We start from the raw sequence: 13,436 nt of genomic DNA, 5'->3' as shown, positions 1-13,436 counted from the left end.
TCATGGGATTTTCGTTGTCGTACGGCTTCTTTACCCGGTCAGACCGTCGAGGAAGAGGAGCAGACGGTTGGTGACGTTGACCGAGGAAACGCCCGAATCGAAGTCGAGCGACACCAGATTGAGCTCGGGGAAGCGGCGTTTGAGCCGCTTCTCGATGCCTTTCGACACCACGTGGTTGGCTATGCAGCCAAAGGGCTGCAGGCTGGCCACGTTGGTTACGCCCTGCCGCACCATGCTGATGATGTCGCTGGGCAGCAGCCATCCCTCGCCAAACTGGGCCGCCAGCGACACCACGCCGTCCACGTCCTTGGCTTCCTCGAAGATGTTGGTAAAGGGACGGAAGTAGCGGAAACGGGAAGCCACGCGGTTGATCTGCTTCTCACGCCGCCATATCAGGCTGTAGATGCTGCGTATTACAAAGTCGGGCACGTTGGAGCAACGCAGTCCCATGTGCTTCTCGACAATGACATTGACGAAGTTTTGCAGGAAGAAAGGCGAGAGCAAGGCCGGCACCACCTCGATGCCCCGGCTGATAATCTTGTCGGCAATGAACTGATGGGCAAAGGGATTGAACTTGAGAAATATCTCGCCTACGATGCCCACGGCCGGCACTTCGCGGTCTTCGGTGATGGCGTCGAACGCCTCGGCGGCCTCGCCGATGAGCTCCATCAACCGGCCGGGCCGGTTCTTGAGGATGGGCTCGGCGGCCAGCCGCAGGTACTTTTCGCGGAGGGCCTCGGCTGCATTGGCAAAGGGACCGGTCACGCGGAGGGCGTCGGGACGCAGCCGCACCACGGAGGCATGGTACATCTTGGAGATGGCATCGCCGTAGAGAAAGGTGGTGACGATGGTGGGTGCCAGCCGCAGCCAAGGCACGTTGAGCGTGCCGTCCTGATTCTTGTCCTCGTCTTCGGCACTGGTGGCAACGCCCAATGTGATGAGCGGCACCTGCCCGAAGCCATTGGCATCGAGCGCCCGACGGATGAGAGCGGCATAGTTGGTGGCCCGGCATTGGCCGCCCGTTTGGGTCATCACCACCGACACTTGGTCGGGGTTGTAGCGGCCCGAACGCAGGGCTTTCACAAAGTCGCCCACGATGAGCGTGGCCGGATAGCACACTTCGTTGTTGGCATATTTCAGTCCGTACTCGGCACTCTCGGCGTCGCCTGGCGGCAGCACTTCCACGTCCCAGCCGATGAGACGGCACAGCGGCGGCAGTAGTGGGGTGAGGTATTCGGTGAAGTAGGGGGCCAGAATGTGGCGCGTGATGGGCGGCAACTTCTCCTCGTCGTCCTCGGTTGGGGCGTGCTTGGTTCCCCTCGCAACGGTTTCGCCCGGTTTGTCGGCCCCGACGTCGGCGGAGCTTGACGCAGGAGCCTTGTCATCGGCGGGGCGCAGCGACTCGACCAGCGAGCGCACCCGCAGCTTCAAACTGCCGATGTTGCTCACGTCGTCTATCTTGAGTAGGGTGTAGGGCTTGCCGTGTTCTTTCATGATGCTGCGTATCTCGTCCTGGATAAACGAGTCGGGACCACAGCCGAAAGAGGTCATTTGCACGAAGTGCAGGTCGTCCGGCTGCTCGGCGCACCACTGTCCGGCCTTGATGATTCGGTTCATATAGGCCCACTGTCGCACAATCCTGGTGTTGCCGGTGCCCACGCTGAGGTCGCCGCGCACCACGTCTTCGGAGATGACGTTCACGCCCAACGAGGCTATCATGTCGGATAGCTTGTGCTGAATGAGCGGGTCGGTGTGGTAGGGCCGGCCGGCCAGCAGAATGGTAAGACGGCCCTCACGGCGGCTCGCGGCCAGCAGGTCGAGGGCTTTCTGCCTGACGAGGCGGGTGTATTCGTCCTGGGCTGCGGCGGCTTGGCGACAGGCCCGGCGTATGGTCTGGCGGTCTATGCCCAGCCCGCGCAGGTAGCCGGTGAGCTGCCTGACGAGTAGTTTCTCGTCGCGGAAGTTGATGACGGGCGAGTCCAGCCGTGCGTGCAGCGTCATGGCACTGCGTATCACGTCCGAGTAGGCCGAGACAATGGGGCAGTTGTAGCTGTTGGTGTTGCGGGCATCGTCCTGCCGCTCGTAGACCACGTAGGGCATGAAGATGAACGCCCCGGCCGGCATGTCCGGCGCAGAGAGCCGCTCGTCGAGCTCTTTGACGTGGGCATGGACGAGCTTGGCCGGGAAGCAGATGTTGTCGCTCATGACACTGCCCAGCGCGGCTTCGTAGCGACTGAACACCGATTCGCTGCTCAGCATCACCTCGAAGCCGGCCGTCGTGAAGAGGGCATGCCAGAAAGGATAGTCCTCGTACATGTTCAGCACACGGGGTATGGCCACCAAGCGGCGTGGCCCGGCGGTTGTGGCTGGGAGCTTTGCGGAGCTGTTGGCAGGGATTGCCGGCCGGTCGAAGAGCAGGTGGTACTTATAGGTGTAGATGTTTTCGCCTCTTTCCCGGCCCCGCCCGTGGTTGCTGAACACGCGTTCGCACTTGTTGCCCGAGTGGAAATGGCGGTTTCCGCTGAAGCTGTAGCGGGTGACAAGGCAATGGTTCTCGCAGCCCTTGCAGGTGAGCAGTCGGGTTTCGTAGTCCGACGTGCCGAGCAGCTCGCCGATGCTGCGGCCTGTGCCGGCGCCGAGTGCGTGCAATTGCTCGATGGCATGCAGGGCGCAGCCGTAGGCTCCCATCATTTCGGGCATGTTGCTGCGGGCCACTTCGGTTCCCGTGAGCAGCTCAAAGGCCCGCACCACAGAGTCGTTTTTCATCGTGCCGCCCTGTACCACGATGCGGTTGCCCAGGTTGTCGTTGCCATGAAGTTTGAGCACTTTGTAGAGGCAGTTGCGCACCACGGAGTAGGAAAGTCCCGAGGCAATGTCGGCCACGGAGGCTCCTTCGCGCATCACCTGCTTGACTTTGGAGTTCATGAACACCGTGCAACGCGTGCCCAAGTCGCAGGGATGGGTGCCCCGGCAGGCCAGTCCGGCAAAGTCCTGCACGCGATAACCCAGGTTGGTGGCAAAGGTCTGGATGAACGTGCCGCAGCCCGACGAACAGGCTTCGTTGAGTTCCATGCGCACCACGGCGCCGCCATCCACAAAGATGGCTTTCATGTCTTGTCCGCCAATATCGAGGATAAACGACACGTCGGGCATGAGCCGGGCGGCGGCCCGATAGTGTGCCATGGTCTCGATGATGCCGCTGTCGAGGCCAAAGGCCGTCTTGATGAGTTCCTCGCCATAGCCTGTGGAGCACGAGCCCACGATGCGGAGGTCGGTCCCATTCTCGTCGGCGGCCGTTTGCAACCGGCGCAACCCCTCGGCCACGGCCTTGATGGGGTTGCCCAGATTCATGCTGTAGTCGCTGAACACCAGCTGCCCCTGCTGCTCGCCGCGGGCCCGCACGGCCACGAGCTTGGTGGTGGTGGAGCCGGAGTCGATGCCGACGACCACCTCCTCCATGCCTTGCCGCATGGGGTAGACGGGCGTGGCGTAACACTCTTTGCTGCGGAGCCAGCTGTCGTGCTCGGCCTCGTTGCGGAACAGTGGGGCCAGTTCCTCTTGTACATCGGACCTTTGTTGTCGCTCGGGATTTCGCTTGTCTTCTTGAGAATGGGCTTCGGGTCTGTGTGTCAGTTCCCAATCCCGTTTCAGTTCAAGGAAAGAATCGCTCTGCCCCGCCCTGATGGCGCAGCCGATGGCAGGGATGAGATTGCCCTCGTGGACAACGATAAAGTCGGTCGTCGACAGTTCGAGATAGTCGGCGAAAGCCTTGCGCAGTGACGGGAGAAAGGTGAGGGGGCCACCGCAAAGCAGGATGGGCGGCGTGAAGTCGCAGCCGTGGCTCAGGGTGGTGACGGTCTGCACGGCGATGCTGTGGAAGATGCTGGCCGCAATGTCGCTCTTGGGCAGGTTGCGCGACATGAGGTTTTGAATGTCGGTTTTGGCAAACACACCGCAGCGGGCAGCCATGGGATAGAGGTGGGTGGACTGCCGGGCCAGCTCGTCAAGACGGGCATTGTCGCAGCCCATGAGCACTGACATCTGGTCGATAAAAGCTCCGGTGCCACCCGCACAGTTGCCGTTCATGCGGAGCTCCATGCTTTGCCCGTTGAAGAAAACCACCTTGGCGTCTTCGCCGCCAATATCGATCAGGGCCTTGGCCTCGGGGTGTCGGTGGCGGGCAAAGACGGTGGCGGCCACTACTTCCTGAACAAATTCAGCCCCCAACTGTTCGGCGGCCGACATGCCGACAGAGCCTGTGACACAGAGCCGTAAGCGGACATCGCCCAGCTGCTGCCGGATTTCGTGCAGATAGTTATGAACGAGTTCGTTCACCTTGGCGTTGTGACGCTCGTAACGCGAGTAGACAAGGCGGTCGTCATGGTCGAGTACTGCTATCTTGGCCGTCGTCGAACCGACATCCAGTCCCACCCTGTATGTTTTATCCATGTTGTTCTGCCGTTACGGAATCCCGGCGGATTCCCACCATTAATTAGGCTGCAAATTTACGAAAAAGACGTAAACTCGACAAAGGTTTTTCGGTTTTTTCGACGAAGTTTTTGCCGTATTCGTGCAACCTTTGCCCCGTAGAACACGTCCAAAAAACGGAAAATCAATCGATGAGAAAAGGATGAAGAAACTTGTTTTTCTATTATTGGGTGCGGCCTTGCTGACTTCCTGTTACTACGAACAGCGCCGGCAAGGGCCCCAGGTGACCAGTGTGCGCGGCGTGCGGCCTTTCAATAGGATCGAGGTCAGAGGGGTCTGCGACGTGAAATATGAGCAGGGCGACACGTTTGCTGTCAGGGTGGTTGGCCGGCGCGAACGGGTGAACAGCGTGAGAACCACGTTTGTCGGGCAAACGTTGTTTGTCGACATGGACAACCGTGACAAACTGATGTCGATTGGCCGGTGGAGGCATGCGCCCGTGGTTTACGTCACTTCGCCCGACCTGCTGTCGGTGCGTCTGCTGGGTGCGGGCGACTTCGAGGCACCGGGCACCGTCGATACCGACACGCTGGACGTGTATCTGAAAGGAGTGGGCGATGTGACGTTTGGGCACGTGGTGTGCGACGCGTTCCGCGGTACGGTGTACGGCACGGGCGATATGGACATCAAAAGGCTCACGGCCACGCAGTCCGACCTGCTGCTGCAAGGGGTGGGCGACCTCGATGTAAACTTCAGAAACTGTGGTACGGCACGCTGCACGCTGCGCGGCACGGGAGACATCGAGCTGTCGGGCACCCTGCGCCGGCTGGTCAAGACCGTGCAGGGCACGGGCGACATAGACACCGAGAAGCTGACAGTGGGCCGGCCATAGACAGTGACGGTTCAGAATTCGAACCCCAGATTGATGAAGAAATCGGCCCCGCGGCTCTTGTTGGAGTAGCCCAGCGAGGCCCCTACGGGACCCAGCAGAGTGCGGTAGCAGTAGGCCAGCTGCCAGCCCAGCAGGGGCGTGCGGTCGAGCAGACGGCGAGGTTTGTCGGCTTGTTGTCCCCAGACAGCCTTAAACAGCACAAAGTTGTTGGTTGTGAGCTGCTCTTGAAGTTTCAGTTGGAGGGCTGCAAACTGCCGGTCGACGAACTCCACATGGTGCACGCCGACAAAGGGCATTTGCTGGTCAATGTAGTGCCCGAACCACTGTCCGCCAATCAGATTGCGCCGTATGTGAGGAATGTCGCGGCCGAAGAGCATGCGCCCGTAGAACATGGGCTGGAGGGTGAGGTGGCGGCTGAGGCCGAACGACATGCGCCACGAGGCACTGAGTTCGCTGAATCCGATGCCTCCGTCGTACTGTGCAAAGTTGTCCGTGACGTAGGCATACTCGGTCTGAAACTTGGCCCCGCGGGTGGGAAAGTTCCAGTCGTCCTCGGAGTTATAGTGCAGATTGGCATGATAGCTGAAGAAGTGGGCATCGGGCATCTTGAAGCCCTCGGTGCCCAAACGGCTCGAAACCAGTATCTTGTGATAGTTGTAGAAGTCCCACCGGGCCGACACGTCCATGGCCAGATTGCGCACGCTGATGTTGAGCAAACTCAGGCGGGCTTGGTGTTGATTGTAGGTGATGCTGTAATCGTTGGAGCCGCCTTCGTAGACGTTGAGGCTGTTGTGCCTGAGAGTGTAGCGCAGGGCCACCTCCAGAAAGCCCTCGGGTTTGAGCGACGTCTGCACGGCCCACATGATGTTGCGCCCCAGACGGAGCGTGGTTTCGGCGTTGAATGGACGTGCGGCGGCGGTGTAGGCACCGTTGAGCTGCAGAGCCACCATCTCTTCCGTGTCGAACCGCACACCAATGCTGCCCCGTATCTTGTCGTGGGATGGACGGATTGCCGCCGCACTGTCTGCAAAGACCACTGGCAACAGAGCCTCGGGATGCGGCGACCGCTGCACGGGGCGGAAGTCGGCCGGCAGCCCAAGCCGCTGTTTCAGGGCCATGAGCTCGTCCCAGTGGTGCATCGCCTCGGCTTCGCCCCGGCGTATGAGCGTGTCGATGGCGGCGGAGGTGAAGCTGGCCACGCTGTAGCCCGTGGTGTTCACACGGATGGGAATATCGGTGATGGCCAGATTGTCATCGTACTTGTTTTTACAGTTGACATCGATAATCTGGCCAATCACAGAGGCGCCGTTGGTCAGGTCGTCGGCAGTACGGGGAGCCCCCTGCACGGTGGAACCAATGATAAAGTCGGCCCCCATCCTGCGGGCGATGTCGGCCGGATAGTTGTTGCGCAGACCACCGTCGACAAGCACCATGTCGCCCATTCGCACCGGTGAGAAGGCTGCCGGGATGGCCATGCTCGCCCGCATGGCTACGGGCAGCCGGCCGTGGTGGAAGTCAACCTCGGCATAATCCACGATGTTGGTGGCTACACAGGCAAAAGGAATGGGCAAGGAGTCGAAGCTCAGAGAGTCGTTGTAGCCCGCCGTCAGCCGATTGAAAAGTCGGGACAGGTTGCGCCCCTCGATGATGCCGCCCGAAGCTGCCTGCACTTTCTGTCCGCGGATAAAGGTTTTGGAGAACAAGTAGGTGTTTTGTTTCTTGCGGTTTGACAGGTCCTGGTCGTAGTAAACACTGCGGTCGCTGAGCAGGAACGCCCAGTTCTGCCGCCGCACCACGGAGTCGAGGGCCGCTGCGTTCCAGCCACAACTGTAGAGCCCGCCCACGATACTGCCCATTGAGGTGCCGGTCACCACGTCTACAGGAATGCCGGCCCGCTCAATCACCTTGAGCACACCGATATGGGCCACGCCCTTGGCACCGCCGCCCGAAAGTACCACGGCCACCCGCTTGCGGGGTGCAAAAGCGGAGTCTGCGGGCGGCTGGGCCATCAAAAAATCCAGATGAAGCAGGAATCCGAACAGCAAGAGAAGAGTACAGGCAGACTTGTTCATGGGCAAAGCATAGGGATAGCCGTCGGCTACAAGTGAAACATGGTGCAAAGATAAGACTTTTCATGAAAAAACAAAAATATACTAAAAAGTTTTCTGTTGTCGCCGAATATGCTTAATTTTGCACTCTATATTATAATAGGTATTAGAATGAAATTCGCCATTATAGCCGCGGGAGAGGGTTCCCGACTTGCCGCCGAGGGCATTGTTGAGCCCAAGCCACTTGTCCGAGTTCAGGGTGAGCCGCTTATTGACCGACTGATTCGCATCTTCATGAAGAATCAAGCCGAAGAGATAGACGTGATTTGCAATGACCGGACATCACTTGTGAGCCGGCACCTCCAGCAAATCCAGGCCGATGGTCTTCAGGAGCAGCCCGTCCCTTTGCAATTCAAAGTGAAGAGCACGCCCAGTTCCATGCACTCGTTTTCAGAGTTGAGTCCGCTGTTGGCGGGCAGCCCCTTTGTGCTCACCACGGTGGACACCATCTTCCGCGAGGAGGAGTTTGCCGACTATGTGGCAGCTTTTGGGCGGATTCTCAGCGAGGGCGGCGACGGCCTGATGGGTGTGACCGACTATATTGACGACGAGAAACCGCTCTACGTGGGTACCGACGCCGGCATGCGGGTGACGGGCTTCTATGACGACCGCCAGCCGGACAGCCGGTATATCTCGGGAGGCATCTACGGGCTGGCCCCGTCGGCTCTCGACACACTGGCCGGCTGCATGGAACGAGGCGAAAGCCGCATGCGCAACTTCCAGCGTGGACTTGTGCGCGACGGCCGGCAGCTCAACGCCTATCCTTTCTCAAAGGTGCTCGACATAGACCATGCCACCGACATCCAGAAAGCCGAGGCTTTTCTCGGACAGCAATTCGATCGGTCGTGATGGGGCAGGGGACTGAACCTTTTCTGGCCATTCGCCGGGCCGACCGGTTCTCGCCGAACTCGGTAGAGAAAGACCGGAACATCCTTGAGGCTGTGTGTCGAGAGGTGGAAGCTCGCGAGGGCTTGACGCAACCCATCCGGATGGTCGACGAGGAAGATTTTGCCCGGCGGCCGCAGTCGGCCGGGACGTATCTCTCGATGGCCCGCTCCACGGAAGCCTTGCGCGTGCTGGCTCAGTGTGAAACAGCCAGAAGCCGGGTGGTGAACCGGGCGCAAGGGGTAACCTTGTGCCAGCGCACGTTGCTCGATCGGCTGATGCGCGACCACGGTGTGCCGATGCCGCCGCTCACGGGCACCCATGGCTATTGGCTCAAGCGGGGCGATGCCGTCGCCCAGTCGAAGAGCGACGTGGTGTTCTGTGCCGACGGCCAGGCCTTGGCCGAAGCCCGTGAGGCTTTCCGTCGGCGGGGCATCGTGCAGACGGTGGTCAGCGCCCATGTGCCCGGCGACCTGATTAAGTTCTACGGTGTGGGCATAGGTTCGGATGCGGATGCCGACCGGGTTCAGGGCGAAAAGTTCTTCCGCTATTTCTATCCCAGCGACGACGGCATCTCGAAGTTTGGCGACGAACGGCATAACGGTGCGGCCCACCACTACAGCTTCGATGAGAACCGGCTCCGATGCGAAGTGGCGCGACTGGCCCGGCTCACGGGTATAGAGGTTTATGGAGGCGATGCCATCATCGACGAACAAGGAAAGATCTACCTCATCGACTTCAACGACTGGCCGAGTTTCTCGCGTTGTCGCGACGATGCTGCCCGGGCCATTGCTTCGCTGGTGGCGGGCAGACCTTAAGCAACAATCTCTTAAACAAAGATACAGAGTAAGAAAACTAAACGGTTATGTCAACATTTAAAGAATTATTGCAGGCCTCATTCAAATCGAACGATACGGAGGAATGGCTTGATGTGCACTTCAACCGGCCCATCGGCCTGGTGTTCGCCCTGCTGTGGAACAAGCTGGGGGTTCATCCCAACGTCATCACCATCCTTTCTTTCTTCCTTGGAACGGCGGCCGGCTGGATGTTTTACTACACCGACCTGACGCACAACCTCATGGGTGTGGCCCTGCTGGTGCTGGCCGATTTCTGTGATTCCACCGACGGCCAGATGGCGCGCCTCACGGGCAAAAAGACGCTTGTGGGCCGCGTGCTCGACGGAGTGTCGGGCGATGTCTGGTTTTTTGCCATCTATGTGGCCCTCTGTCTGCGCATGCAAGACCAGAACATTCCCGGCACCGATGTGCAGTGGGGCGTATGGATATGGGCGCTGGGCATTATCGCCGGCATACTGAGCCACTCGCCGCAAAGCTCGCTGGCCGACTATTACCGCCAGATACATCTTTTCTTCCTCAAGGGTAAGGAGGGTTCCGAGCTCGACAACTATGCCCAGCAGCGGGCCATCTTCGAGTTGACTCCCAAGAAGCAGCTTTTTGCCCGCATGTTCTATCGCAGCTATGCCAACTACTGCAAGAGCCAGGAGCGGCGCACCCCACGTTTCCAGACATTCTTCTCATCGTGGAAACAGGCTTCGGCCAGCCGCGACCGACAGGAGTTGGAGGGCATCCGCCAGCAGTTCCTCACAGGCAGCCGCCCGCTCATGGCCTATACCAACGTGCTCACGTTCAACACACGCGCCATCGTGCTCTACATCACTTGTCTGCTCAACTGCCCGTGGGTGTACCTGCTCTTCGAGATCGTGGTGCTCAACATACTCTACGTGTACATGCACAAACGCCACGAAAGCCTTTGTGAGCGCATGACCACAGTCATGGCACAACAATAGACTTTGATACAAAATTACAGCAAACATGATTAAAGGATACATCTTCGACTATGGGGGCACGCTCGACACTGCCGGCTGTCATTGGGGCCAGATGCTCTGGCATGCCTACCAGCGCCAGCAGGTGCCGGTCAGCGAACAGCAGTTTCGCGATGCTTATGTCTACGGCGAGCGCACGTTGGGGCGAGAGCCCATCATCAAGCCCGACTATACATTTTACAAGACGCTGGACACCAAGCTCAGGCTGGAGATGGAACAGCTCTGCACCTCGGGGGCATGGGATGCCGACGAGACGGGATTCCAGGCTGCCCACAATGCCGTGCTGGCTGATGTCTATGCCCGTGTGCAGACCATCACGGCCCACAGTCGCGAGGTGCTTGCACAGCTGGCCCGGCAATATCGGATGGTGCTGGTGAGCAACTTCTACGGCAATGTCGAAGTGGTGCTCAAGGAGTTCGGACTGGACACATTCTTCGAGAGCGTGGTCGAGAGTGCCGCTGTGGGCATTCGTAAGCCCGACGCCCACATCTTCACCATCGGCGTGGAGCGGCTGGGGCTGCAGCCTAACGAAGTCGCGGTAGTGGGCGACAGCTTCTACAAAGATATAGAGCCCGCCCTCAAGGCCGGATGCCATGCCGTGTGGTTCAAGGGCGAAGGCTGGACAGACAAGGCTTACGACGAGACCCTGCCCGACAGGGTGATTACCGATTTGGCACAATTATTATAAGGAATGAAAAGGTTCAGGATATACACAATCATGCTGTTGCTCCTGCTTGTGACAAGTGTGAGCGCACAGATACGGGGCGTTATCACGGATGCCGAAACCGGCGACACGCTGCTCTATCCCAGTGCCTCTTACAAGGGGCACCACGTGGCCGTGAGCGGCAACGCCATGGGCGAATACGCCATAAAGCGTCATGAGGGTTGGCAGCTCACGTTCTCGGCCGTGGGCTACAAGTCGAAGACCATCAGCGTGAATGCCAGGACTCCCAACAGGCTTGACGTGAAGCTGCGCCCCGACACCAAGCAGCTCAGCGAGGTCGAGGTAAAGTCGAAGCGCGGACGCTACAGCCGCAAGGACAATCCGGCAGTGGAACTCATGAAGCGCGTCATTGCTGCCAAGAAGCGCACCGACCTGGAAAACCACGACTATTTGCAATACACCAAGTATCAGAAGCTGACCTGTGCCATCAATGACATTACCACGGCCGACATCGACTCCGGTTTCATCGGCAAGCACAAGTGGCTGCTCGACCAGGTGGAGACGAGCCCCTACAACAACAAGCTCATCCTGCCCATCAGCGTGGACGAGACCGTGACGCAGCATATCTACCGCAAGAATCCCAGAAGCGAGAAGGACATCATTCAGGGGCAGAGCTCCACGGGCGTGAACCAGCTCATCCAGACGGGCGACATCCTCACCGTGGCGGCCAAGGACGTATTTACTGACATCGACATCTACGACGACCAGGTGCGCCTGTTGCAATATCCTTTCACATCGCCCATCGGCAAGGATGCCATCTCTTTCTACCGTTATTACATTGAAGACACGGTCTACGTGGATCGTGACCTTTGCTACCATCTGCAATTCATCCCCAACAACCAGCAGGACTTCGGGTTCCGCGGCGAACTCTACATTTTGGCCGACTCCACGCTCCACGTGAAGCGGTGCAACCTGACTATTCCCAAACGCAGCGACGTGAACTTTGTGGAGAATCTCCAGGTGCGGCAGGAATACCGCCGTCTGCCCAACGGCGAGTGGGCGCTGAGCGTGGACGACATGATTGTGGAAATGAAAATAGCCAAGTTCCTCTCCAAAGTGCTTGTCGTGCGCACCACGCGACTCAGCGACTACGCTTTCGACGCACTGCCCCGCCAACTCTTCAAGGGCAAGGCACGCGAGCGGCGCGAGGCCAACGCGCAGATGCGCGACGAGGCCTTCTGGAACCAGTACCGCACGGTGGAGCTCACCAAGGGCGAGAGCTCCATGGATGCCTTTATCCACCGCATCGAGCAGGTCAAGGGCTTCAAGTATATCATCTTTGGAGCCAAGGCCCTCATCGAGAACTTTGTCGAGACCGGCGACGAGAACCATCCCAGCAAGGTCGACATCGGGCCCATCAACACCATGCTCACCAAGAACTTCATCGACGGCTGGCGCACACGCGTGAGCGCCCAGACCACGGCCAACCTCAATCCCCACTGGTTCATGGCCGGATATTTTGCCCGGGGCTGGCACTCCAAGAAGAACTATTACAAGGCCGAGCTCACCTATTCGTTCGACAAAAAGGACTATCTGCCCCGCGAGTTCCCCAAACGCACCCTCACCTTCAGTTCCACTTACGACATCAGTTCGCCGTCGGACAAGTTCATCCATACCGACAAGGACAATGTGTTCACGGCATTCAAGTGGTCTACGGTGGACAAGATGATGTTCTACAACCGCCAGCAGCTCCAGTTCGAGTATGAGCAGGAGTGGGGGCTCAAGACCACCATCGGCATGAAGACCGAGGAGAACGAGGCTGCCGGCCGGCTCTTCTTCAACAAGCTGAGCAGCGGCACCACTTTCAGATTCCCCGACGGCATCGTGGCGGGCGACCAGCTGCACAACGGCCGTATGCGCACCACCGAGCTGACCCTGCAGTTCCAGCTGGCTCCGGGCCGCACCTACATCAACACCAAGCAGCGCCGTCTGCCCATCAATCTCGATGCCCCTGTCTTCACGCTGGGCCACACCATGGGACTCAAAGGCGTGCTCGGCGGCGAGTACAGTTACAACCTGAGCGAGGCCGGCATCTACAAACGTTTCTGGATGAACAGCTGGGGCAAGATAGACACCTACGTCAAGGCCGGCGCCCAGTGGAACCGCGTGCCCTATCTGCTGCTCATCATGCCGGCCGCCAACCTGAGCTACATCATCGAGGACGAGTCGTTCAATCTTATCAACAACATGGAGTTCCTCAACGACCGCTATGCCAGCCTCGATGTGAGCTGGGATCTCAACGGCAAAATCTTCAACCGCGTCCCTCTGCTCAAGAAGCTCAAGTGGCGTGAATACATCGGCGTGAAGTGTCTCTGGGGCAAGCTCACCGACAAGAACAACCCCCTGTTGGCCGAGAATGCGGGCAACGACGCGCTCATGCAGTTCCCGGAGGGTTGCTACGTGATGGATCCCAAACGGCCCTACGTGGAGTTTGCCGCCGGCATTCACAACATCTTTAAAATAATTCATGTGGAGTATGTGCACCGTTGCAACTACACCGGCTTGCCCACGAGCAAGCGCAACGGCATCCGCTTCATGTTCCGCATGACGTTCTGA

8 protein-coding genes are annotated in these 13,436 nt (G+C 59.0%); 6 read left to right on the top strand and 2 right to left on the bottom strand.

The window, feature by feature from the left end; genetic code table 11:
- Positions 1-30: 30 nt before the first annotated feature.
- A complete protein-coding gene (locus PREDE_RS08355; protein ID WP_005846462.1) occupies positions 31-4,449 on the bottom strand; it encodes an acyl-CoA dehydratase activase-related protein in 4,419 nt (1,472 codons plus the stop codon).
- Between the two features lie 181 nt (positions 4,450-4,630).
- Between PREDE_RS08355 and PREDE_RS08350 the strand changes: the two genes are divergently transcribed.
- On the top strand, positions 4,631-5,320 hold the full coding sequence (locus tag PREDE_RS08350) for a GIN domain-containing protein (RefSeq protein ID WP_005846458.1): 690 nt from the start codon (positions 4,631-4,633) through the stop codon (positions 5,318-5,320).
- An 11-nt stretch (positions 5,321-5,331) separates the two neighbouring features.
- On the opposite strand, the gene PREDE_RS08345 is transcribed toward PREDE_RS08350, so the two are convergent.
- The gene (locus PREDE_RS08345) at positions 5,332-7,440 is read right to left on the bottom strand and encodes a patatin-like phospholipase family protein (protein WP_005846456.1); all 2,109 of its coding nucleotides are present in this window, start codon (positions 7,438-7,440) and stop codon (positions 5,332-5,334) included.
- Between the two features lie 99 nt (positions 7,441-7,539).
- Here PREDE_RS08345 and PREDE_RS08340 point away from each other — a divergent pair, with 99 nt between their 5' ends.
- From PREDE_RS08340 to PREDE_RS08320, 5 genes are read left to right on the top strand one after another with little or no spacing between them, the layout of a single operon-like run.
- The gene (locus tag PREDE_RS08340) at positions 7,540-8,277 is read left to right on the top strand and encodes a sugar phosphate nucleotidyltransferase (RefSeq protein WP_044127030.1); all 738 of its coding nucleotides are present in this window, start codon (positions 7,540-7,542) and stop codon (positions 8,275-8,277) included.
- A complete protein-coding gene (locus tag PREDE_RS08335) occupies positions 8,277-9,131 on the top strand; it encodes an ATP-grasp domain-containing protein (protein ID WP_005846453.1) in 855 nt (284 codons plus the stop codon). The genes PREDE_RS08340 and PREDE_RS08335 overlap by 1 nt, the downstream gene beginning before the upstream one ends.
- 47 nt (positions 9,132-9,178) lie before the next feature.
- Entirely contained in the window at positions 9,179-10,120 is a 942-nt protein-coding gene (locus tag PREDE_RS08330; RefSeq protein WP_005846451.1) for a CDP-alcohol phosphatidyltransferase family protein, read from the top strand.
- A gap of 25 nt (positions 10,121-10,145) precedes the next feature.
- Positions 10,146-10,844, top strand: a complete 699-nt coding sequence (locus tag PREDE_RS08325) for an HAD family hydrolase (protein WP_005846449.1) — start codon at positions 10,146-10,148, stop codon at positions 10,842-10,844.
- Positions 10,845-10,874: 30 nt separating this feature from the next.
- Positions 10,875-13,436 (top strand): DUF5686 family protein, encoded by a 2,562-nt coding sequence (locus tag PREDE_RS08320; RefSeq protein ID WP_015310378.1) that lies wholly within the window; start codon positions 10,875-10,877, stop codon positions 13,434-13,436.

The organism is Prevotella dentalis DSM 3688 (assembly GCF_000242335.1).
Classification (GTDB): domain Bacteria; phylum Bacteroidota; class Bacteroidia; order Bacteroidales; family Bacteroidaceae; genus Prevotella; species Prevotella seregens.
Note: the sequence above shows the minus strand (reverse complement) of the source record. Positions and strands in the feature narration are given on the sequence as shown.